This window comes from Streptomyces sp. NPDC097107 (genome assembly GCF_044762405.1).
In the GTDB taxonomy this organism is placed as follows: Bacteria; Actinomycetota; Actinomycetes; order Streptomycetales; family Streptomycetaceae; genus Streptomyces; species Streptomyces thinghirensis.
Genome location: NZ_JBIWEF010000001.1, coordinates 164,308 through 186,935 on the forward strand (window position 1 = coordinate 164,308; position 22,628 = coordinate 186,935).

19 protein-coding genes are annotated in these 22,628 nt (G+C 70.9%); 8 read left to right on the forward strand and 11 right to left on the reverse strand.

The genetic code is table 11. From position 1 onward, the window contains the following. Positions 1–96: 96 nt before the first annotated feature. A complete protein-coding gene (locus ACIQ1J_RS00835; protein WP_403552931.1) occupies positions 97–1,050 on the reverse strand; it encodes a heme o synthase in 954 nt (317 codons plus the stop codon). Between the two features lie 373 nt (positions 1,051–1,423). Between ACIQ1J_RS00835 and tkt the strand changes: the two genes are divergently transcribed. The 5 genes from tkt to pgl are packed head-to-tail and all read left to right on the forward strand — an operon-like array spanning position 1,424 to position 8,038. Then, positions 1,424–3,526: a transketolase gene (gene tkt, locus ACIQ1J_RS00840; RefSeq protein ID WP_403552933.1), complete on the forward strand. Its 2,103-nt coding sequence runs from the start codon at positions 1,424–1,426 to the stop codon at positions 3,524–3,526. 34 nt (positions 3,527–3,560) lie between these two features. Beyond that, entirely contained in the window at positions 3,561–4,679 is a 1,119-nt protein-coding gene (tal, locus tag ACIQ1J_RS00845) for a transaldolase (protein WP_403552935.1), read from the forward strand. Between the two features lie 4 nt (positions 4,680–4,683). After that, on the forward strand, positions 4,684–6,207 hold the full coding sequence (gene zwf, locus ACIQ1J_RS00850; RefSeq protein ID WP_403552937.1) for a glucose-6-phosphate dehydrogenase: 1,524 nt from the start codon (positions 4,684–4,686) through the stop codon (positions 6,205–6,207). Further along, positions 6,204–7,259, forward strand: a complete 1,056-nt coding sequence (gene opcA / locus ACIQ1J_RS00855; protein WP_403552939.1) for a glucose-6-phosphate dehydrogenase assembly protein OpcA — start codon at positions 6,204–6,206, stop codon at positions 7,257–7,259. Before zwf ends, opcA begins: the two co-directional genes overlap by 4 nt. Then, positions 7,256–8,038, forward strand: a complete 783-nt coding sequence (gene pgl, locus ACIQ1J_RS00860) for a 6-phosphogluconolactonase (protein ID WP_403552941.1) — start codon at positions 7,256–7,258, stop codon at positions 8,036–8,038. The genes opcA and pgl overlap by 4 nt, the downstream gene beginning before the upstream one ends. 136 nt (positions 8,039–8,174) lie before the next feature. Here the strand turns inward: pgl and ACIQ1J_RS00865 are convergent, their stop codons facing one another. The 5 genes from ACIQ1J_RS00865 to ACIQ1J_RS00885 form a co-directional block, all read right to left on the reverse strand. Next, a complete protein-coding gene (locus ACIQ1J_RS00865; protein WP_403552943.1) occupies positions 8,175–9,014 on the reverse strand; it encodes a carbohydrate ABC transporter permease in 840 nt (279 codons plus the stop codon). A 10-nt stretch (positions 9,015–9,024) separates the two neighbouring features. Then, positions 9,025–10,392 carry a carbohydrate ABC transporter permease gene (locus tag ACIQ1J_RS00870; protein WP_403552945.1) on the reverse strand — a complete coding sequence of 456 codons (1,368 nt, stop codon included), beginning with the start codon at positions 10,390–10,392 and terminating at the stop codon, positions 9,025–9,027. Between the two features lie 6 nt (positions 10,393–10,398). Then, positions 10,399–11,727 carry an ABC transporter substrate-binding protein gene (locus tag ACIQ1J_RS00875; RefSeq protein ID WP_403552947.1) on the reverse strand — a complete coding sequence of 443 codons (1,329 nt, stop codon included), beginning with the start codon at positions 11,725–11,727 and terminating at the stop codon, positions 10,399–10,401. 35 nt (positions 11,728–11,762) lie between these two features. Beyond that, positions 11,763–13,427 carry an alpha-amylase family glycosyl hydrolase gene (locus ACIQ1J_RS00880; RefSeq protein ID WP_403552949.1) on the reverse strand — a complete coding sequence of 555 codons (1,665 nt, stop codon included), beginning with the start codon at positions 13,425–13,427 and terminating at the stop codon, positions 11,763–11,765. Between the two features lie 147 nt (positions 13,428–13,574). Continuing rightward, entirely contained in the window at positions 13,575–14,846 is a 1,272-nt protein-coding gene (locus ACIQ1J_RS00885; RefSeq protein WP_403552951.1) for an ABC transporter substrate-binding protein, read from the reverse strand. Between the two features lie 160 nt (positions 14,847–15,006). Between ACIQ1J_RS00885 and ACIQ1J_RS00890 the strand changes: the two genes are divergently transcribed. Both ACIQ1J_RS00890 and ACIQ1J_RS00895 read left to right on the forward strand, forming a co-directional pair. Further along, positions 15,007–15,522 carry a PadR family transcriptional regulator gene (locus ACIQ1J_RS00890; RefSeq protein WP_403552953.1) on the forward strand — a complete coding sequence of 172 codons (516 nt, stop codon included), beginning with the start codon at positions 15,007–15,009 and terminating at the stop codon, positions 15,520–15,522. A 20-nt stretch (positions 15,523–15,542) separates the two neighbouring features. Continuing rightward, the gene (locus ACIQ1J_RS00895) at positions 15,543–16,298 is read left to right on the forward strand and encodes an ABC transporter ATP-binding protein (protein ID WP_210963224.1); all 756 of its coding nucleotides are present in this window, start codon (positions 15,543–15,545) and stop codon (positions 16,296–16,298) included. Here ACIQ1J_RS00895 and ACIQ1J_RS00900 read toward each other — a convergent pair. Beyond that, positions 16,288–16,452, reverse strand: a complete 165-nt coding sequence (locus ACIQ1J_RS00900) for a hypothetical protein (RefSeq protein ID WP_403552955.1) — start codon at positions 16,450–16,452, stop codon at positions 16,288–16,290. The two genes, ACIQ1J_RS00895 and ACIQ1J_RS00900, sit on opposite strands and share 11 nt — an antisense overlap. 23 nt (positions 16,453–16,475) lie before the next feature. Here ACIQ1J_RS00900 and ACIQ1J_RS00905 point away from each other — a divergent pair, with 23 nt between their 5' ends. Beyond that, positions 16,476–19,103, forward strand: a complete 2,628-nt coding sequence (locus ACIQ1J_RS00905) for an FtsX-like permease family protein (RefSeq protein ID WP_403552957.1) — start codon at positions 16,476–16,478, stop codon at positions 19,101–19,103. A gap of 36 nt (positions 19,104–19,139) precedes the next feature. Here ACIQ1J_RS00905 and pgi read toward each other — a convergent pair whose 3' ends face one another. From pgi to tpiA, 4 genes are all read right to left on the reverse strand, one after another. Then, positions 19,140–20,816, reverse strand: coding sequence for a glucose-6-phosphate isomerase (gene pgi, locus ACIQ1J_RS00910; protein WP_403552959.1), 1,677 nt, complete (start codon positions 20,814–20,816; stop codon positions 19,140–19,142). 116 nt (positions 20,817–20,932) lie between these two features. Then, entirely contained in the window at positions 20,933–21,268 is a 336-nt protein-coding gene (locus ACIQ1J_RS00915) for an RNA polymerase-binding protein RbpA (protein ID WP_003976875.1), read from the reverse strand. A 207-nt stretch (positions 21,269–21,475) separates the two neighbouring features. Beyond that, on the reverse strand, positions 21,476–21,712 hold the full coding sequence (gene secG, locus ACIQ1J_RS00920; RefSeq protein ID WP_210963221.1) for a preprotein translocase subunit SecG: 237 nt from the start codon (positions 21,710–21,712) through the stop codon (positions 21,476–21,478). A gap of 137 nt (positions 21,713–21,849) precedes the next feature. Beyond that, positions 21,850–22,626 carry a triose-phosphate isomerase gene (gene tpiA, locus ACIQ1J_RS00925; protein ID WP_121746420.1) on the reverse strand — a complete coding sequence of 259 codons (777 nt, stop codon included), beginning with the start codon at positions 22,624–22,626 and terminating at the stop codon, positions 21,850–21,852. Positions 22,627–22,628 lie beyond the last annotated feature (2 nt).

Here is a 22,628-nt window from a genome sequence, read left to right on the forward strand (position 1 = left end):
CATGTTTGCAGCGGCCGGGTATATCGCCGGGCGCCGGGGGGGGTGCGTGGCCTGGGCCCCCCACCCCGCCCGTCGGAGCCTTTTACGAGGAGATGCTCAGCGCAGGAAGGGGTCCACCGCGATCGCCAGGAACAGCACCGACACGTAGGTGATGGACCAGTGGAAGAGCCGCATCTCCTTGAGCTTGCCGCCCGTCGCCTCGGACTTGGCGCGGTTCTGCAGACCGTGTGCCTCCCACAGCCACATGCCGCCGGCCAGCAGGGCAACCGCCGTGTAGAACCAGCCGGTGTAGCCGAGCGGCGTCAGCAGCAGCGACACGACGACCATCACCCAGCTGTAGATGACGATCTGCCGGGCGACGACCTTGTTGGAGGCGATGACCGGGAGCATCGGCACGCCGACGCGCGCGTAGTCCTCCTTGACCTTCATGGACAGCGGCCAGTAGTGCGGCGGCGTCCAGAAGAACATCACCCCGAAGAGGATGACCGGCGCCCAGGACATCGAGTCGGTGACGGCCGACCAGCCGATGAGTACCGGCAGACAGCCGGCGATGCCGCCCCAGACGATGTTCTGCGAGGTGCGGCGCTTGAGGATCATCGTGTAGACGACGACGTAGAAGAGGAGTGCACCGAGCGAGAGCCAGGCCGACAGCCAGTTGACGGTGAGGCCGAACAGCAGCGTCGAGACGATGGCCAGGGCGATGCCGAAGACGAGGCATTCGGCCGGGCTGACCATGCCGGTCACCAGTGGCCGCTGCGAGGTCCGGTCCATCAGCGCGTCGATGTCGCGGTCGATGTACATGTTCAGGGCGTTGGCGCCGCCCGCGGACAGGTAACCGCCGACACAGGTCAGCAGCACCAGCTTCAGGTCCGGAACACCCTGCTCGGCCAGGAACATCACCGGAACGGTGGTGATCAGCAGAAGCTCGATGATCCGCGGTTTGGTCAACGCCACGAACGCCTTGACACGGGCCCCGAACGGCCGGTGACTCGGGCTCTGGCTCGTCCCGATAACCCCCGCAGGACGGGATTCAACGGCCGTCACGCACACCCCTGACAGAGACTCCCAGCAAGCCCGACCGTGTGAAGTGGCGGTAAAGGCTCGCGCGTACCACGCCACTTTAGACGTTGCCCATACCTCGGCCTTCGCGGGGGTGGGGTCGTGTTGAAGAGGGTGCTCCGACGTGCGTTCGGACGGTCGATTGAGCGGTCAGATGAGCGGCTCCGTATTCACTTGCCGAATGCGGTTTCACCCAGTCGACAGGCGGATCCAAGAGAGTCCCGGCAGTCTGGTTTCCAGCGGAAAAACGCACGTACTTACGGGGGTAGGCTCAACAACGGCCGGCCGACTCAGGACGCGCCGGCAGCCGGTGGGCGCCCACGTGCACCGGCATCCGACATGTGGAGAGGAGCCCTGACTCAGGGTGAGCACCAAGCCGACCACCACAGACCTCGAGTGGACCGAACTGGACCAGCGGGCCGTGGACACCGCCCGCGTCCTGGCCGCCGATGCCGTACAGAAGGTTGGCAACGGCCATCCGGGTACGGCGATGAGCCTGGCGCCCGCCGCCTACACCCTCTTCCAGAAGGTGATGCGGCACGACCCCGCCGACGCGGACTGGGTCGGACGCGACCGTTTCGTGCTGTCCGCCGGCCACTCGTCCCTGACCCTCTACACGCAGCTGTACCTGGCCGGCTTCGGCCTGGAGCTGGCGGACCTGGAGTCCTTCCGGACGTGGGGCTCCAAGACCCCGGGCCACCCCGAGTACGGCCACACCACGGGCGTGGAGACGACGACCGGCCCGCTCGGCCAGGGTGTCGCCAACGCGGTGGGCATGGCGATGGCCGCCCGCTACGAGCGCGGCCTGTTCGACCCGGAGGCCGCCGAGGGCGAGTCCCCGTTCGACCACTTCATCTACTGCATCGCCGGTGACGGCTGCCTCCAGGAGGGCATCTCCGCCGAGGCCTCCTCCCTCGCGGGCCACCAGAAGCTCGGCAACCTGGTCCTGCTCTGGGACGACAACCACATCTCGATCGAGGGCGACACCGAGACCGCCGTCTCCGAGGACACCTGCAAGCGCTACGAGGCGTACGGCTGGCACGTGCAGCGCGTCGCCCCGAAGCCCGACGGCGACCTGGACCCGAACGCGCTCTACGACGCGATCGAGGCGGCGAAGCAGGTCACCGACCGGCCGTCCTTCATCGCGATGCGCTCGATCATCGCCTGGCCCGCCCCGAACGCCCAGAACACCGAGGCCGCGCACGGCTCGGCGCTCGGCGACGACGAGGTCGCGGCGACCAAGCGGGTCCTGGGCTTCGACCCGGAGAAGTCCTTCGACGTCTCCGACGAGGTCATCGAGCACACCCGCAAGGCCCTGGAGAAGGGTCGGGCGGCCCGCGCGGTGTGGGAGAAATCCTTCCAGCAGTGGCGGGACAACAACCCCGACCGCGCCGCCGAGTACGAGCGGGTCGCCAAGGGCGAGCTGCCCAAGGGCTGGGAGGAGAAGATCCCGGTCTTCGAGACCGGCAAGGGTGTCGCCACCCGCGCCGCGTCCGGCAAGGTGCTCCAGGCGCTCGGCGCGATCGTCCCCGAGCTGTGGGGCGGCTCCGCCGACCTGGCCGGCTCGAACAACACGACGATCGACAAGACGTCCTCCTTCCTCCCGGCGGACAACCCGCTGCCCGAGGCGGACCCGTACGGCCGCACGATTCACTTCGGCATCCGCGAGCACGCGATGGCCGCCGAGATGAACGGCATCGCGCTGCACGGCAACACCCGCATCTACGGCGGAACGTTCCTGGTCTTCTCCGACTACATGCGCAACGCCGTGCGGCTGTCGGCGCTGATGCACCTGCCGGTGACGTACGTGTGGACGCACGACTCCATCGGTCTGGGCGAGGACGGCCCGACCCACCAGCCCGTCGAGCACCTCGCCGCGCTGCGCGCCATCCCGGGTCTGAACGTGGTCCGCCCGGCGGACGCCAACGAGACGGCCGTCGCCTGGCGCGAGATCCTGCGCCGCTGGACGAAGGAGTTCGGCAAGGGCCAGCCGCACGGTCTGGCGCTGACCCGCCAGGGCGTGCCGACGTACGAGCCGAACGAGGACGCGGCCAAGGGCGGCTACGTGCTGTTCGAGGCGGAAGGGCCCGAAGGGCGGAGCACCGAGGCCGAGGTCGTCCTCATCGCCACCGGTTCCGAGGTGCACGTCGCCGTCGAGGCGCGCGAGCGGCTCCAGGCCGACGGTGTGCCGACCCGCGTGGTGTCCATGCCGTCCGTCGAGTGGTTCGAGCAGCAGGACCAGGGGTACCGGGACAGCGTCCTGCCCCCGTCCGTGAGGGCCCGCGTCGCGGTCGAGGCCGGGATCGGCCTCACCTGGCACAAGTACGTGGGGGACGCCGGCCGCATCGTTTCCCTGGAGCACTTCGGTGCTTCGGCGGACGGCAAGGTGCTCTTCCAGGAGTTCGGCTTCACTGCCGAGAACGTGGCCGCCGCCGCCCGGGAATCGCTGACCGCAGCCCAGCGCTGACGCTCACACACGACACGTAGGAGATGCATTTTCCATGACAGACGCACTCAAGCGCCTCTCCGATGAAGGCGTCGCGATCTGGCTGGACGACCTGTCGCGCAAGCGGATCACGTCCGGCAACCTCGCCGAGCTGATCGACCAGCAGCACGTCGTGGGCGTCACCACCAACCCGACGATCTTCCAGAAGGCGATCGCCCAGGGCGACGGCTACGACCAGCAGCTGTCGGACCTGGCCGCCCGCAAGGTGACCGTCGAAGAGGCCGTCCGGATGATCACCACGGCGGACGTCCGCGACGCCGCCGACATCCTGCGCCCCGTCTTCGACGCCACCGGGGGCAAGGACGGCCGGGTCTCCATCGAGGTCGACCCGCGTCTCGCGCACAACACCAAGGCGACGGTCGCCGAGGCCAAGCAGCTGGCCTGGCTGGTGGACCGGCCGAACACCTTCATCAAGATCCCGGCCACCGAGGCGGGTCTGCCGGCGATCGCCGAGACCATCGGCCTGGGCATCAGCGTCAACGTCACGCTGATCTTCTCGCTGGAGCGCTACCGCCTGGTCATGGACGCCTTCCTGACCGGCCTGGAGAAGGCCAAGGAGCGCGGCCTGGACCTCTCCCGGATCCACTCGGTGGCGTCCTTCTTCGTGTCCCGCGTGGACACCGAGATCAACAAGCGGATCGACGCCCTCGGCACCGACGAGGCCAAGGCGCTGCGCGGCAAGGCCGCCGTCGCCAACGCCCGTCTGGCCTACCAGGCGTACGAGGAGGTCTTCGCCTCCGACCGCTGGGCCGCCCTGGAGAAGGCCGGCGCCAACAAGCAGCGCCCGCTGTGGGCGTCGACCGGTATGAAGGACAAGGCGTACAGCGACACCCTGTACGTCACCGACCTGGTCGCGCCGAACACGGTCAACACCATGCCGGAGGCGACGCTGCTCGCCACCGAGGACCACGGCGAGATCACCGGCAACACCGTCGCCGGCGGCTACGAGCAGGCCCGCGCCGACCTCGACGCGGTCGGGAAGCTCGGGATCGGCTACGACGAGGTGGTCCAGCTGCTGGAGAAGGAGGGCGTCGACAAGTTCGAGGACTCCTGGACGGACCTGCTGAAGTCGACCGAGGCGGAGCTGAAGCGCCTCGCCCCCTCGGAGGGCTAAGACATTGTCAAGCAGCAACCCGCTGCGTGACCCCGCAGACCGACGGCTCCCGCGTATCGCGGGGCCGTCGGGTCTGGTCATTTTCGGCGTCACCGGCGACCTCTCCCGCAAGAAGCTCATGCCCGCCGTGTACGACCTCGCCAACCGGGGTCTGCTGCCGCCGGGCTTCTCGCTCGTCGGTTTCGCCCGCCGCGACTGGGAACACGAGGACTTCGCCCAGGTCGTGCACGACGCCGTCAAGGAACACTCGCGAACCCCCTTCCGTGAGGAGGTCTGGCAGCAGCTCAGCCAGGGCATGCGCTTCGTCCAGGGCACCTTCGACGACGACGAGGCCTTCGAGCGGCTGCGCGGCACCATCGACGAGCTGGACAAGGCACAGGGCACGGGCGGCAACTTCGCCTTCTACCTGTCGGTGCCGCCGAAGTCCTTCCCGGTGGTCATCCAGCAGCTGAAGAAGCACCAGCTGGCCGACCAGTCGAGCGGCTCCTGGCGCCGCGCGGTGATCGAGAAGCCGTTCGGCCACGACCTGAAGTCGGCCGAGGAGCTCAACGGAATCGTCCACGAGGTCTTCGCCCCGGACCAGGTCTTCCGTATCGATCACTACCTGGGCAAGGAGACCGTCCAGAACATCCTGGCGCTCCGCTTCGCCAACACGATGTTCGAGCCGATCTGGAACCGGTCCTACGTCGACCACATCCAGATCACGATGGCCGAGGACATCGGCATCGGCGGCCGGGCCGGCTACTACGACGGCATCGGCGCCGCCCGCGACGTCATCCAGAACCACCTCCTCCAGCTGCTCGCGCTGACCGCGATGGAGGAGCCCGCCTCCTTCGACGCGGACGCGCTGGCGGCGGAGAAGACCAAGGTGCTCGGCGCGGTCCGGCTCCCCAAGGACCTGGGCCGGGACACCGTGCACGCCCAGTACGCGGCGGGCTGGCAGGGCGGCGCGAAGGCCGTCGGCTACCTCGAAGAGGACGGCATCGACCCGAAGTCGAAGACCGACACCTATGCCGCGATCAAGGTCGGCATCGACAACCGCCGCTGGGCGGGCGTCCCCTTCTACCTGCGCACCGGCAAGCGTCTCAGCCGCCGGGTCACCGAGATCGCGGTCGTCTTCCAGCGCGCGCCGCACTCCCCCTTCGACTCCACGGCCACCGAGGAGCTCGGCTCGAACGCGATCGTCGTCCGCGTCCAGCCCGACGAGGGCGTCACCGTCCGCTTCGGCTCCAAGGTGCCGGGCACGTCGATGGAGATCCGGGACGTGTCCATGGACTTCGCGTACGGCGAGTCCTTCACGGAGTCCAGCCCGGAGGCGTACGAGCGCCTCATCCTCGACGTGCTCCTGGGCGACGCCAACCTCTTCCCGCGCACCGAGGAGGTCGAGCTGTCCTGGAAGATCCTCGACCCGATCGAGCAGTACTGGGACGAGCACGGCACTCCGGCCCAGTACCCGGCCGGCACCTGGGGACCCGTCGAGGCGGATCACATGCTCGAACGAGACGGACGGAGCTGGCGCCGCCCATGAAGACGGACCTCACGGACACCACGGCCAGCAAGATCAACAAGGCGCTGGTGCTGGGCCGCCGGGCGATCGGCACCCCGGCCATCGGCATGGTGCTCACCCTGGTCATCGTCACCGACGAGGAGAACGCCTACGACGCGCTGAAGGCCGCGAGCGACGCCGCGCACGAGCATCCCTCGCGCACGCTCGTCGTCATCAAGCGCGTCTCGCGGTCGCCCCGGGACCGAACGAAGTCCCGGCTGGACGCGGAGGTACGGCTCGGCGCCGACGCGGGCACCGGCGAGACGATCGTGCTCCGCCTGTACGGCGACGTCGTCGACCACGCCCAGTCGGTGGTCCTGCCGCTGCTGCTGCCGGACGCGCCGGTCGTGGTGTGGTGGCCGGTGCACGCGCCGCTGGACCCGGCCGGGGACCCGCTGGGCGCCCTGGCCCAGCGCCGGGTCACCGACACCTACGCCTGCGAGGAGCCGGTACGGGAGCTGGCCGCCCGCGCCGACGCCTACACGCCGGGCGACACCGACCTGTCCTGGACCCGCATCACGCCGTGGCGCTCGATGCTCGCGGCGGCCCTGGACCAGGTCGACTGCAAGGTGCAGGCGGTCGAGGTGGAGGGCGAGGAGTACAACCCGAGCTGCGAGCTGCTCGCGATGTGGCTCGCGGACCGGCTGGACGTGCCGGTGAAGCGCACCGCTTCCAACGGACCGGGTCTGACGGCGGTCCGGATGGACACCGACTGCGGCCCGGTCGTCCTGGACCGGGCCGACGGCTCGCTGGCCAACCTGTCCATCCAGGGCCAGCCGGCCCGCGCGGTGGCGCTCAAGCGCCGCGAGACGGCCGAGCTGATCGCGGAGGAGCTGCGGCGCCTCGACCCGGACGACACGTACGCCTCGGCTCTGCGGTACGGGGTGGACCGGCTGAACGCGCCGGACGCCTCGGATGCCTCGAGCAAAGGGGGCGCCGTCGCGGTCCCCGCTCCCGTCGAGACGGCTGCGAAAGCTCCCGCGAAGGAAGCGGCGCAGGAGAAGACCCCGGTGAAGAAGGCGGCGGCGAAGTGAGCACTCCCCAGCTGGTCGTGCACCGTGACAAGGAGCTGATGGCCGAGGCCGCGGCGGCACGGCTGATCACGAGGATCGTGGACGCGCAGGCTTCCCGGGGCAGCGCGTCCGTGGTCCTGACCGGCGGCCGCAACGGCAACGGCCTGCTGGCCGCTGTCGCCAAGTCCCCGGCCCGGGACGCCGTCGACTGGGCCCGTCTGGACCTGTGGTGGGGCGACGAGCGTTTCCTGCCGGAGGGCGACCCGGAGCGCAACGTCACCCAGGCCCGCGAGGCGCTGCTCGACTCGGTGCCGCTGGACCCGAAGCGAGTACACGCGATGCCGGCGTCGGACGGCCCGCACGGTGCGGACGTGGAGGCCGCGGCGGCGGCCTACGCGCGGGAGCTGGCCGGGGCGTCCGTCCCCGAGGACCACGCCGCGGTGCCGTCCTTCGACGTCCTGCTGCTGGGCGTGGGCCCGGACACGCACGTGGCGTCGCTCTTCCCGGAGCACCCGGGCGTACGGGAGACGGAACGCATGGTGATCGGCGTCCACGGCTCCCCGAAACCGCCGCCCACCCGCATCTCCCTGACCCTGCCGGCGATCCGCGCGGCCCGTGAGGTGTGGCTGCTCGCGGCGGGCGAGGACAAGGCGAACGCGGTCGCGATGGCCCTCTCGGGCGCGGGCGAGATCCAGGCCCCGGCGGCCGGCGCACAGGGCCGCGCCCGCACCCTGTGGCTCCTGGACACGACGGCGGCATCGCAGTTGCCGAGATCCCTCTACCCCCCGGCGTCGGCCTGATTCAGCCCGTCCGGCGCTTGCGGACGAGGCCGTTCAGGCCGAAGCGGGGGTCTGGGGCGGCAGCGCCCCCGGGAACGGGAACGGGCAGGGGCGGCGGGGGCGGCGGGGCGAGAACCCTCCCCCGCCGCCCACCCCGTCACTTCACGGACCCCGCCATGACCCCCTGCACGAAGTGCCGCTGGAAGGCGAAGAACACCACCACCGGCACCACCAGCGACAGGAACGCCCCCGGTGCCAGCACATCGATGTTGCTGCCGAACTGCCGGATCTGCGACTGGAGTTCCACCGTCAACGGCTGCGACGAACTGTCCGCGAACAACAGCGCCACCAGCATGTCGTTCCACACCCACAGGAACTGGAAGATGGCGAGGCTGGCGATGGCCGGCTTCCCCACCGGCAGCACCAGCCGCGTGAAGATCCGCCACTCGTCGCCGCCGTCCATCCGCGCGGCCTCCAGCATCTCCTTGGGCATCTCGGCGAAGTAGTTCCGCAGCAGGAACACCGCGAACGGCAGCCCGTACGCCACGTGGAAGAGCACGACACCCGGGATGGTCCCGAACAGGCCCAACTGCCCGAAGAGCTTGGCGACCGGCAGCAGCCCGATCTGCACGGGCACCACCAGCAACGCCACGACCAGCAGGAAGATCGCCTCGCGCCCCGGGAAGTCCAGCCACGCGAAGGCGTACCCGGCGAGCGCCCCGACGACCACGACGAGCAGCGTCGTCGGCACGGAGATCAGAACCGTGTTCCAGAAGGCCTGGGTGATGCCCGAGTTGCCGAGCAGCGCGGAGTAGTTGTCGAGGGACAGCTGCCCGGGGCCGGCGAGCGCCGTCCACCAGCCGCCCTCTGCCGTGTCCTCGGCCGACCGGAGCGAGGACAGGAACAGCCCGGCCAGCGGCGTCATCCACACCAGGCCGATGAGCACGAGGAATGCCTGAACGACCCCGTTGCCCAGATACCGCCGCACGGCGTTCATCGCTTGCTCCTCATCGCTGACTCCTCTTGAAGCGGCGGACGTTGAAGACCATGGCCGGGACGACGAGCAGCAGGAGCAGCACGCCGAGCGCGCTGCCGAGCCCCTGGTTGTTGCCGCCGCCGAACGACACCAGCCACATCTGCGTCGCGAGCACCGTCGCGTCCTCCTGCACGGGGCCGGGCGCGATGATGTAGACGAGGTCGAAGACCTTCATCACGTTGATCACGAGGGTGATGAAGACGACGGTCAGCACCGGTGCCAGCAGCGGCACGGTGATCCGCCGGAAGATCTGCCACTCGTTCGCGCCGTCCATCCGCGCCGCCTCCAGCGCGTCGCGCGGCAGCGACGACAGCCCGGCGCCGATCAGGACCATGGCGAACCCGGTCCAGATCCACAGGTACGCCCCGATGATCGCGGGCGTGACCAGCGCGGGTCCGAGCCAGGAGACGCCCTCGTAGGGCGGGGCGAAGTTCGACGCGGGCAGCTCGACGGCGTACGAGCCCTCGGCCAGGTCCTCGAAGCGGAAGGAGCCGTCGGCCGCTGTGGTCGTGGTGGCGACCGTACGGCCGTCGCGCACGGCCTCGACCGTCATCTCGGGCAGCCCGTTCTCGCGCCGGTCGACCCGGCCCTGCTCCCCTCCCCCTCCCGGCGTGAAGTCCAGGTAGACGACACCGCTCACCTCACCGGCCGCCGCCTCGCGCCCAGCCGCGTCGTACGCGGGCTTCGTGCCGGACGGCAGGTCGTCGGGGAGTACGCCGACCAGGCCGAGCGCCACCGTGTCGCCGGGGGACACGCCCGCACTCGTCCGGTACGACCCGTCCGCCGCCTTGACCAGGCCGCCGCCCTCCTGTCCCTCGCGGGCGCGGGCGCCCGGGTAGGTCGACGTGCCGGCGAAGGCGTCGTGCACGCCGGTCACGGCGGCGTTGAGGACGCCCTTGTCCGGGTCGTGGTCGTAGGCGAGCCGGAAGATGATGCCGGCGGCCAGGAAGGACACCGCCATCGGCATGAAGAGGAGCAGTTTGAAGGCGGTGGCCCAGCGGACCTTCTCGACCAGGACGGCGAGGATCAGGCCGAGGCCGGTCAGCAGCGTGGGGGCGATCACGACCCAGATGGCCGTGTTGCGGACGGCCTTGAGGGTGGCCGGGTCCCTGAACATCTCGGTGTAGTTGTCGCCGCCCACGAAACGGGTGCCCGAGGCGTCGAAGAAGCTGCGCCCGACGGAGAACAGCACGGGGTAGACGACCAGCGCGCCCAGCAGGAGCAGCGCGGGCAGGACGAAGAGCAGGGCGACGGCCGCCCGGCGCCGCCGGGGGCGCCGTACGGGCGCCGGGCCGGGGGCGGTGGGCCAACTCGCCTCTTTCACCAGGGTCGAGGTCATGGCCGGTCAGTCCTTGTAGGCCTTGGCGGCCGCGGTCTCCAGCTGCGCGGCGGTGGCCTTCGGGTCGGACGGGTCGCGCAGGAAGTCCTGGAGGATCTTCCACTCGCCCGTGCCCTTGGTGCCGCCGAAGGCCGCCGGTGCCTGGTCGGACATGTCGAAGCGGACCGAGTCGCCGGCGTCCACGAGGGACTTGGCGGTGGCCCGGCTGACGTCGTTCCCGTAGGAGGCCAGGTCGAGCTTCTTGTTCGGGGAGAGGAAGCCGCCCGCCTCGGCCCACACGGCCGCGGCCTCGGGGGTCGCGAGGTACTCCAGGAGTGCCATGCCGGCCTTGGAGTTCTTGCCGTCCTTCAGGACGACGGCCGCGTCACCGCCGCTGACCACGGGCGCCTCGCCGTCCTCGACCGCGGGGAACGGGAAGAAGTCCGCGTCCTTGCCGATCTCCTTGCCGAACTGGTCCTTGGCGACCCCGGCGACGAAGTCGCCCTCGTAGACCATGCCGGCCTCGGGCTTCGGGCCGAAGACCTTCTCCACCGAGCCCGGGAAGTCGGTGTTCAGGGCGCCCTTCCGGCCGCCCTCGATGAGCTGCTTGTCCTCGAAGAGCTTGCCGAGGGTGGTGAGCGCCTCGACCACGCTCGGGTCGGTCCACTTCAGTTCGTGGGCGGCGAGGGCGTCGTACTTCTCGGGTCCGGCCTGGGAGAGGTAGATGTTCTCGAACCAGTCGGTCAGCGTCCAGCCGTCCTGTCCGGCGACCGAGAAGGCGGCGAGCCCGGAGTCGGAGACGGTCTGCCCGGCCTTCAGCATCTCGTCGTACGTCTTCGGCGGCTCGACCCCGGCCTGGGCGAGGGCGTCGGGGCTGTACCAGACGGTCGACTTGTGGGCGGCCTTGAAGTACAGGCCGTAGAGGGTGCCGTCGACGCTGCCGTACGACTTCCAGACGTTCGCGAGGTTGGCGTCCACGGACTTCTGCGCCGTCCTGGACAACGGCTTCAGCCAGCCCTTGCCGGCGAACTGCTGGAGCACGCCGACCTGCGGGACCATCACGACGTCGGGGGCGTTGCCGCCCTCGATCTTGCTGCCGACGACGGTGGAGACGTTGTCGCCGGTGGAGACGAAGGACGTCGTGGCGCCGGTCTTCTCGGAGAAGGCGTCCAGCACCTTCTGGAAGTTCTCCTGCTCGGTGCCGGACCAGACACCGGCCACGGTGACGGACTGTCCGCCGAGCGCCTTGTCACCGCCGCCGGCCGTGACGGGTCCTGAGCCGCCGCACGCGGTGGCGCCGAGGGCGAGGACGAGGGCGGTGCAGCCGGTGAGCAGAGGGGTGCGTCGTCGCATCATCGTTGATGTCCCTTCGAGAGTCGGGAAAGCAAAGGTCAGAGGTCGGCGATCCACCAGGCGGCGGTGGAGCCGGTCAGTACGCCGGGCGGGCAGGGGCCGCTGGTGAGCAGCGGGGTGCCGGGGACCGGCGCGGGTGCGGGGGCGGTGCCGAAGTTGACGGCGCAGACCAGGCCGTCACCGCGGACGAAGGCCAGGACGCCGGGCGGGGTCTCCAGCCAGCTCAGGGTGCCCTCGCCCAGCTGGGGCAGGCCGCCCCGGAGCTGGAGGCCGTCTCGGTAGAGGTGCCAGAAGGAGCGGGTGTCGGCGAGGGCGCGGTCGGTGGCGTGCTCGGCGAAGTACTCCGGCTGCGGCAGCCAGGGTTTGGCGCTGCCGTCGCCGGAGGTGAAGCCGAACGGGGAGGCCTGTCCCGACCAGGGCAGCGGCACCCGGCAGCCGTCGCGGACGCGGGCGCGGCTGCCGGTGCGGTGGAAGACCGGGTCGGTGAGCACGTCGTCGGGCAGGTCGACGACCTCGGGCAGGCCCAGCTCCTCGCCCTGGTAGATGTACGCGGCACCGGGCAGCGCCAGCATCAGCAGGGCGGCGGCGCGGGCGCGGGCGGTACCGAGGCCGCTGCCGTCGGTGGCGGGTTCGCCGTAGCGGGTGACGGTGCGGACCTGGTCGTGGTTGTTGAGGACCCAGGTGACCGTGGAGCCGGTGCCGGCGATGTCCTGCATGGCCTCGGAGATGACCTTGCGGAAGGCGTCGGGGTCCCAGGGGGCGCCGAGCAGGTCGAAGAAGAAGGCCTGGTGGAGCTCGTCGGGGCGGACGTAGCGGGCGTGCTCGCGGGCGCTGGGGACCGAGACCTCACCGACCAGGAGGCGCTCGCGGCCGTCGCGGTCGGCGTACTCCTCGCACACCGCGCGCCACTGCCGCCACACGTCGTGCACCTCGGGCTGGTTCCAGGCGAGCGGGTTGACCGAGTCGCGGGTGCGGGCGTCGGCCTCCGGGTCCGGGGAGTCGGGCAGTTCGGGGTGCTTGTAGAGGCCGGCGGCCACGTCGATGCGGAAGCCGTCGACGCCCCGGTCGAGCCAGAAGCGGAGTATCCGGTCGAACTCGGCGGCGATCTCGGGGGTGCGCCAGTTCCAGTCCGGCTGCTCGGGCGTGAACATGTGCAGGTACCACTGGCCGGGGCAGCCGTCGGCCTCCGTCACCCGGGTCCAGGCCGGTCCGCCGAACATGGCGTGCCAGTTGTTGGGCGGTTCGTCGCCGTCCGGGCCACGGCCGTCGGCGAAGTGGAAGCGGGCGCGGGCCGGGCTGCCGGGCCCGGCGGCGAGGGCCTCGCGGAACCACGGGTGCTCGCTGGAGCAGTGGTTGGGGACGATGTCCAGCAGCACCCGGATGCCGAGGCGCCGGGCCGCCGCGACCAGCGCGTCGAACTCGTCGAGGTCGCCGAAGAGCGGGTCGACGCCCCGGTAGTCGGCGACGTCGTAGCCGTGGTCGTGCTGCGGCGAGGGGTAGAAGGGGCTCAGCCAGATCCCGTCCACGCCGAGCTTGCGCAGATACGGCAGCCCGGCCCGGACGCCGGCGAGATCGCCGACCCCGTCGCCGGTGCTGTCGAGGAAGCTGCGGACGTAGACCTGGTAGATCACCGCGTCACGCCACCAGTGGTGCCTGTTCACCCCGTAGACCTGTCTGTAGAGCCGCCGTTGTTGTGCATGCATGTTAGGTAGCGGTGTCGCGAGGGTGTCAACGAACAGAACAGAAGCTACTGAGCAGTTGGTAGTTTATATGCCGACTTTTCTCCACAACGAGCACACAGATGAGACGTCGGCGTTACCTAACGAGTAACTAGAGACGCTGGAAAGGGTTCAGCGCCGCGAGATCGCGGCCAGCTCGCGTGCCAGCCGGCGCACCGCCGCCTCGGACGTCTGCCGCCCGGTCATCGCGTCGCGCACGACCGCCTGCACCGCCAGGCTGACCTGGCCGTAGCGCGGGCTCTTGGGGCGCGGCGCGGCGGCGAGCACGCTCTCGCGCAGGGTCGGCAGGTACGGGAACGCCTCGGTGAGTTCGGGATCCTCGTAGAGGTCGGCCCGTACGGGCGGCAGCGCGCCGCGGGTGAGCACCCGGCGCTGGACGCGCTCGCTGGTGAGGTACGCGATGAGACGGGCGGCCGAGTCGGGGTGCCGGGCATGGGCGCCGACGGCCAGGTTGGAGCCGCCGAGGACGCTCGTACCCGGCCCGCCGGGTCCCGGCAGCGGCACGGCGCCGACCTTGCCGGCGACCTTCGAGTCCGCGGCGGAGGCGCCGACGTAGGCGTAGGGCCAGTTGCGCAGGAAGAGCAGGCGGCCGTCCTGGAAGGCCTGCTTGGACTCCTCCTCCTTGTAGGTGAGCGCGTCCTCGGGTATCCAGCCCTCGCGCACCCCGCGCGCCAGGAATCCGATGCCCTCCCGGGCCGCCGCCGAGTCCACGGTGACGCGTTCGCCCTCGTCGCCGAGGATGCTGCCGCCGGCCGAGTAGACGGCCTCGGCGGCGTTGACGGTGAGGCCCTCGTAGGGCAGGAACTGGCCCGCGTAGCCGCCGAGTCCGTGCTTCGGGGCGATGGTCTCGGCGTACCGCTCCAGCTCGGCCCAGGTGCGCGGCGGCGGGACGCCCTCCTCGGCGAGGACGTCCTTGCGGTAGAGGAGGAGGCCCGCGTTGGTGACGTACGGGACGGCGTACAGCCGCCCGTCGTACGTCGCCGTGTCGACGACCGGCGGCAGGAAGGTGTCGAGCGGGAACCGGTCGCGGGGCAGCGGGCGTATCCAGCCCGCCGCGGCGAACTCGGGGGTCCAGTTGACGTCGATGTTGAGGACGTCGAAGCGGTGCCGGTCGCCGTCGCGCAGGTCGGTGGCCATCTGCGCGCGGGTCTCGTCGGCGGAGTCGGGCAGTTCGACGAGGGTGACCTTCTCGTCGGGATGGTCTCGGTTCCAGCCCTCCAGCAGCGGGCCGAGGTAACCCGTGAGGTCACCGGCGGTGGCCAGGGTGAGCGGCCCGCGCCCGCTCGCCGCGCCCTCGCCGGCACGGGCGCCGGAGGCGGCGTAACCGGTCAGGATCACGACGAGGACGAGGAGGCCCCTACCGGCGGCATGGATCCACCGCATAGGTTCCTCCCTGTACGACCTGTACGACCTCGCACGCCGGCCGGCACTCGCGCGCGCACCGGCACCGGGCTTCCTTGCCCGGGTCAGGGGCCATGTATACCTGTTAGGTATGCGCGATACTAGGGCCTGGAGCACATGACTAGAAGGGGAGGACGGCTGAGTGCGCCTGCACCTCCTGGCTCTCCTGGCCCGCGGTCCGGCCCACGGCTACGAGCTGAAGCAGGACCTTGAGCAACTGCTGGGCTCCGCGTACCCTCAGCCGAACGTCGGCCAGATCTACGTCACCCTCGGCCGCCTCGAGAAGACGGGGCTGATCGAGGGCGAGGACATCGAGCAGTCGAGCCGGCCCAACAAGAAGGTCTACCACCTCACCGGCGCCGGGCGCGACGAGCTCCGGGCCTGGTACGAGGAGACGGCGGACGAGCCGCGGGTGCGGGACGAGTTCTTCATGAAGCTCGCCCTGGCCCCGCAGACCGGGCTCGCCGACCAGATCGCCCTCATCAACAAACAGCGGCGGCAGTACCTGAACACCATGCGGCAGCTCTCCAAGCTGGCCGCCGCCGAAGACCGCGACAACCGCGTCGCCCACCTCCTCATCGAGGGCGCGATGCTGCACCTGCAGGCCGACCTCGACTGGCTGGAACGGTGTCAGGAAGAGCTGGAGGAGCTGGAGTGAGTGCTGGCGTGAGTGCTGGCGTGAGTGCCGATCCCGCTCCCGTGCTGCGGGCCGAGGGCCTGGTCAAGACGCATCACGGCGAGGGTGCTCCGGCGCATGCCGTGCGCGGGGTCGACCTGTGTGTGCGGCGGGGCGAGTTCGTGGCGATCACCGGGCCGTCCGGCGCCGGCAAGTCGACGCTGCTGCACCTGCTCGGCGGCCTCCGGCGGCCGGACGCCGGCAGCCTCTGGCTGGACGGCGCGTGCACGGACGCGTACAGCGAGGCGCGCTGGGCGGTCGAGCGCAGGAAGCGCATCGGCATCGTCTTCCAGTTCTTCAACCTCGTCTCCGACCTGTCCGTCGCGGACAACGTCGAGCTGCCCGCCCTGCTCGCCGGACTGCCGCCGAAGCGGGCGCGCGCCGAGCGGGCGGAGCTGCTGGCCGAGCTGGGCCTCGTGGGCAAGGAGCGCAGCATGCCCGGTGAGCTGTCCGGCGGCGAGCAGCAGCGGGTGGCGCTCGCCCGGGCCCTGGTCAACCATCCGCCGCTGCTGCTGGCCGACGAACCCGCGGGCAGCCTGGACAGCAAGGGCACCCGCGAGGTGATGCGGCTGCTGTCCCGCTTCCACCAGCGCGGCCAGACCATCCTGCTGGTCACCCACGACGCCCGGCTCGCGAGCGCCGCGGACCGGGTGATCAGCTTCTTCGACGGGCGCATAGCCGACGACGCCGAACTGGACGCCGGCACGCCGCCGGGCCGCCGTTCCGGGGCGTCCGCCGTGCTGGAACTCAAGGACTGACATGCGGGCGTACGACCACCGCGAGCACCGTGAGCACCGCGAGCACCGCGAGCACCGTGAGCACCGTGAGCACCGCGAGCACCGCGAGCACCGCGAGCACCGCGAGCACCGCGAGCACCGCGAGCACCGCGAGCACCGCGAGCACCGCGAGCACCGCTCACCGGAGGGCTGAGGCCCGTGCGAGCCACCCTGCGCTGGGCCCACTCCGATCTGCGCACGCACCGGGGCGAGGCGCTGTTCCTCGTCCTCGCCACCGCCGGCATCGTCGCCTCGCTGCTGCTGGCCACGGCCCTGTTCGGGTACGCGACCAACCCCTGGCAGCGCGTCTTCACGCAGGCCCGTGGCGCCCACGTCTGGCTGCACACCGACAGCGCCGCCGACACCGGCGAGCTGGCGGGCCTGGCCGGCGTCCAGTCCGTCGCCGGGCCCTACCCCACCGCCGACGCCACCGTCGCCGTACGCGGCACCCGCGCCTCCGTCGAGTTGCGCGGCACCGCCGAGGAACCCGATGTGGGGCGCCCGCTGCTCACCGCCGGGCACTGGCTCGACCCGGCCGACCCCGACGGGGTGGTCCTGGAGAGCCGCCTCGCCCGCGCGCTGCTGGCCCAGCCCGGCGACACCCTCACCCTGCCGGGCGCCGCGCGCACCCTGACGGTGCTGGGCATCGCCGACAGCCCCGAACGCCGCTACCGGCCGGGCGAGCAGCCGGGCCTGGTGTGGGCACCGCCGGCCGCCGTGGCCGACCCGGGCGGCCAGGTGATCGGGCTGCGGCTGACGGACCCCGGGGACACCGACTATGCCGTGCAGCGTGCGGTGACCGTGCTGGGCGCCGGTGCGATCGGGCAGGTATCCACCTGGCAGCAGGCCCGCGCGGAGGCCCAGGGCGACAACCGGCTGCTCGGCCAGGTCCTCGGCCTGTTCGGACTGGGCGCGCTGCTCGCCGCCGGGCTGGCCGTGCACGGGGCGATCGGCACCCGGATCCGCGGCCATCTGAGAGACATCTCCGTCCTGAAGGCGATCGGCTTCACGCCGGGCCAGGTCGTCCGGGTCTTCCTGCTCCAGCACCTCGCCTACGCCCTGCTCGGCGCGGTGGCCGCCGCCGTGCTCACGCAGGCGCTCGGCAGCCTCGTCCCCGGGCGGCTCGGCGACGCGGTCGGCGTGTGGCAGGGGCTGCCCGGGCACACCGTCGCGCTGTTCGCCGTACCGGCGGCCGCGGTGCTGTTCATCGGCGCCACCACCGGGCTCGCTGCCTGGCGGGCGGGCCGGGTGCCGCCGGTTCCGGTGCCGCGCCCGGCGGCGGCGCAGGGCAGCCGGCTGTCCGGCGCGGCACGGAGGGCGCTGGGGCTGCGGGTGCTCAGGGTGCGGGTGCGGGTGCGCGGGCGTGGGGTTCGGGTGCGCGGGCGTAGGGTTCAGGGGCCCGGTGAGCCCAGTGTGTCCGCTGTTTCCACGGCGTCTGGTGTGCCGGGTGTATCCGGGGGGTCCGGTGAAACTGGTGTGCCCGGTGAACCAGGTACGCCCGGCGAAACGGGTGTGCCCGCTGTACCGGGTGCGTCCGGTCAACCGGGTGTGCCCGCGGTGCCGGATGCGTCCGGTCAACCGGGTGTGCCCGCGGTGCCGGATGCGTCCGGTCAACCGGGTGTGCCCGCGGTGCCGGGTGCCACGGCGTCGCCCGGTGTGCGGGAGGTGGAGGTGCGGGTACCGCCCGCGCTCGTCCTCGGCTGGCACAAGGCGTTCACGCGCCGCCCGCGCTCGCTCGCCACGGTCGCCCGCCTCACGCTGCCGCTGCTGCTGATCGTGGTGGCGATGAGCGCGTGGACCACCATCGACCGCTTCCAGAGCCGCCCCGAGCAGCTCGGTCTGCCCACCGCCCTCACCGTCCGCGCCGACGCCGGTCTCGGCGACCGCGGCACTCGCACCCTGCTGGAAGGCGACCCCCAGGTCGCCGCCGCCTACCCGGGCGTCGAGGTGGCCGCCCTGGTGCCGGGCCAGACCGCGACCATCGCGCTGCGCGGGCTCGGCACCCGCGCGGGCCCCTACCCGTACGCCCTGGCCGAGGGCCGCCGCGCGCACGGACCGGACGAGGCGGTGGCGGGGCAGGGACTGCTCGACCTGCTGGAGGTGCGGGTCGGCGACTGGGTGCGGATGACCGTCGGCGACCAGCCGCAGATCCTGCACATCGTGGGCCGCAGCATCGAACCGGAGAACGGGGGCCGGGTCATCTCCACGTCCCTCGACACCCTCCGGGAGAACGACCCGCGGCTGAGTCCGACCCTCTACCAGCTCCGCCTGCACCCCGGCGCCGACCCGGGCGAGGTCGCCGGGCGGCTCGCGGAGGCCGGGCACGGACGGTTCGACGTGCACTCAGTGACGAACCCCGCCGACGGGCTCTCCCCGCTGCGTGGAGTCGTCCTCGGCCTGATCGCCGTCCTCGCCCTCATCGGGCTGATCGAACTGCTCACCGCCATCGGCGGCACCGTCCGGGAGAGCGAACGGGACCTGCTCGCCCTCAAGGCGATCGGCCTGTCCCCACGCCAGATCACCGGCATCACCGTCACGGCCACCGCGTGCACCGCCCTGGCGGCCGTGCTCCTCGCCACCGCTCTCGGGCTGCCGCTCGCGCACTGGCTGATCGACGCCCAGGGCGCCTCCAGCGGCATCGGCGCGGGCATCGCCCAGGCCCCCTCCCCCGTTTTCCTCACCCTGCTGGGCGGGACCGCGGTGCTCGGTGCCGCCGCGCTGGCCGCCGTACCGTCGGCACGGGCGGCCCGGCGCCGCCTCGCGGACACCCTGAGCGCGGTGGCCTGACCGGACGACCGGCCGGGCCACCGTACGCCCCGTCCCTCACTGCCGGCCGCGCAGCTCCCGGTAGGCGGCGACCAGCGCCTTGGTGGAAGCGTCCAGGCCGGGGACCGAGCCCGCCGCGGCAGCGGCTGATGAAAACGTCTCGGTGAGGGCGGGTTCGACGCGCTTGGCGAGCACCTTGCCGAGTTCGACGCCCCACTGGTCGAAGGAGTCGATGTTCCACACCGCGCCCTGGACGAACACCTTGTGCTCGTAGAGGGCGACGAGCTGGCCGAGTACCGACGGGGTCAGCTCACGGGCGAGGATCGTGGTCGTCGGGTGGTTGCCCCGGAACGTCTTGTGCGGGACCAGTTCCTCCGGCACGCCCTCGGCCCGCACCTCGTCCGGCGTCTTGCCGAAGGCGAGCGCCTGGGTCTGCGCGAAGAAGTTCGCCATCAGCAGGTCGTGCTGGGCCTTCAGCTCGTCGCTCAGCTCGGCCACCGGCTCGGCGAAGCCGATGAAGTCCGCCGGGACGAGCTTGGTGCCCTGGTGGATGAGCTGGTAGTAGGCGTGCTGTCCGTTGGTGCCGGGCGTGCCCCAGACGACCGGGCCGGTCTGCCAGTCCACTTCGCGTCCGTCCCGGTCGACGGACTTGCCGTTGGACTCCATGTCGAGCTGCTGGAGGTACGCGGTGAACTTCGACAGGTAGTGCGAGTACGGCAGCACCGCGTGCGACTGGGCGTCGTGGAAGTTGCCGTACCAGATGCCCAACAGGCCCATCAGCAAGGGCACGTTGGACTCCGCGGGGGCGGTGCGGAAGTGCTCGTCGACGAGGTGGAACCCGTCGAGCATCTCGCGGAACCGGTCCGGGCCGATGGCGATCATCAGGGAGAGGCCGATCGCCGAGTCGAACGAGTAGCGGCCGCCGACCCAGTCCCAGAACTCGAACATGTTGGCGGTGTCGATGCCGAAGTCGGCGACCTTACCGGCATTCGTCGACAGGGCGGCGAAGTGCTTGGCGACGGCCTCCTCGTCACCGAGCGCGTTCAGCAGCCAGGTCCGGGCGGAGGTGGCGTTGGTGACCGTCTCGATGGTGGTGAAGGTCTTGGAGGCGATGACGAACAGGGTCTCGGCCGGGTCCAGGTCGCGGGTGGCCTCGTGCAGGTCGGCGCCGTCGACGTTGGAGACGAAACGGACCGTCAGCTCGCGATCGGTGAAGGCGCGCAGCACCTCGTAGGCCATGGCGGGGCCGAGGTCGGAGCCGCCGATGCCGACGTTGACGACGTTCCTGATGCGCTTGCCGGTGTGGCCCTTCCACTGCCCGGAGCGGACGCGGTCGGCGAAGCCGGCCATCCTGTCGAGCACGGCGTGCACCTTGGGGACGACGTTCTCGCCGTCGACCTCGATCACCGCGTCCCGCGGGGCGCGCAGCGCGGTGTGCAGCACCGCCCGGTCCTCGGTGGTGTTGATCCGCTCGCCGCGGAACATGGCGTCGCGCAGCCCGAACACGTCGGTGGCGGCGGCCAACTCCCGCAGCAGCCGCAGGGTCTCGTCGGTGACGAGGTGCTTGGAGTAGTCGACGTACAGGTCTCCCACCCGGAGCGTGCAGCCGGTGCCGCGACCGGGGTCGGCGGCGAACAGCTCTCGCAGCCGCACCTCGCCGAGCTCCTCGCGGTGCTTGGCCAGCGCGGTCCATTCGGGCGTCTGGTTGAGCCTGGTACGGCCGTCTGCGTTCATGTCGGACTTCAGCCTTCTTCCTTCGGTGTCCCAGCTGTCCCGGCTGGTCCAACCTAATTGATCAGCCCGCGAGAAGACTGGCTGACAAAGACGGAAGGGGCTTGAAGGAGGCCGGTCTAGATCTCGCCCCGCAGTTTGGCGAGCGCCTCGGCGAGAATCGCCTCACCGTCCGCGTCGCTGCGGCGCTCGCGCACGTAGGCGAGATGTGTCTTGTAGGGCTCGGTGCGCGGCGGGTCCGGCGGATTGTCCCGGTCCTGTCCGGCGGGGAAACCGCATCGCGGGCAGTCCCAGGTCTCGGGGACCTGTGCGTCGCTCGCGAAGCTCGGCTGCGTCTCGTGTCCGTTGGAGCACCAGAAGGAAATGCGCAGGCGCGGCGCGGACTCGCCACGCTCGGCCTCGCCCATCGGCCCCGCCCCGACCCGGCTTCCCCGGATCGCGTTGCCACTTGCCACGGTCGTAACTCCCTGCGTGATGGTGCCGCAAAGCGAGTCGGCGTTCGCTTCACTGCGAGCGCCTCAGTCTACGTAAGGCCCAACGCGCGTCCAGTGATTGGAGTTACAAGCCCAAGCGCCCAGACGCAAGCCCCATGATAGGCGGCGCCGTGGGGCGCGTACCGGACATGGGGCTTTACGTGCTCGAGTGCGGGGTGTGTCAGTTGTTCAGTTGTTCGCCTTCACCAGCAGGCCGAGCACCATGATGCACGCGAACCACAGCAGACCGACCACCACGGTGATCCGGTCGAGGTTGCGCTCGGCGACCGAGGAGCCGCCGACGGACGACTGCATGCCGCCACCGAACATGTCGGAGAGGCCGCCGCCCTTCCCCTTGTGCATCAGCACCAGCAGCATCAGCAGCAGGCTGAAGACGATCAGGGCGATCGAGAACCCCAAAACCACGGCTGGACCAACTTCCTCGGATTCGGATGAACGACGGGGGCACGGTGACAGCAGGCCACCATGCCCCCGCAAGGGTACGACGTATCGCCGCCGACGCATACTCACCGGTCGACCCGCTGATCGACCTGGTGGGCAGGCTACTGGTCGCGGAAGCGGACGATCTTGACGAACTCGTCCGAGTCCAGCGAGGCACCGCCGACCAGCGCGCCGTCGATGTCGGCCTGCGACATGATCTCGGCGACGTTGCCGGACTTGACCGAGCCGCCGTACTGGATGCGGACCTTGTCGGCCAGCTCCTGCGAGTACAGCTCGGCGACCTTGCCGCGGATGGCCGCGCAGACCTCCTGGGCGTCCTCGGCGCCGCAGACCTTGCCGGTGCCGATGGCCCACACGGGCTCGTAGGCGATCACGACGGTCTCGGCCTGCTCGGCCGGAAGGTCCTTCAGGCCGCCCTCGACCTGCGCGAGGGTGTGGGCGACGTGGTTGCCCGCCTCACGGACGTCCAGCTCCTCGCCGACGCACAGGATCGGGGTGAGACCGTGCTTGTAGGCGGCCTTGACCTTGGCGTTGACCAGCTCGTCGGTCTCGGCGTGGTACTGGCGGCGCTCGGAGTGGCCGATCGCGACGTAGGTGCAGCGCAGCTTGGCCAGCATCGGGCCGGAGATCTCGCCGGTGTAGGCGCCGCCGTCGTGGGCGGAGACGTCCTGGGCGCCGTACTTGATCTTGAGCTTGTCGTGCTCGACCAGGGTCTGCACCGAGCGCAGGTCGGTGAAGGGGACGAGGACGGCGACCTCGACGGCGTCGTAGTCCTTGTCCGCGAGGGCGAAGGCGAGCTTCTGGACGTGGGCGATGGCCTCGAGGTGGTTGAGGTTCATCTTCCAGTTGCCCGCCATCAGCGGCGTGCGGGTGGTCATTG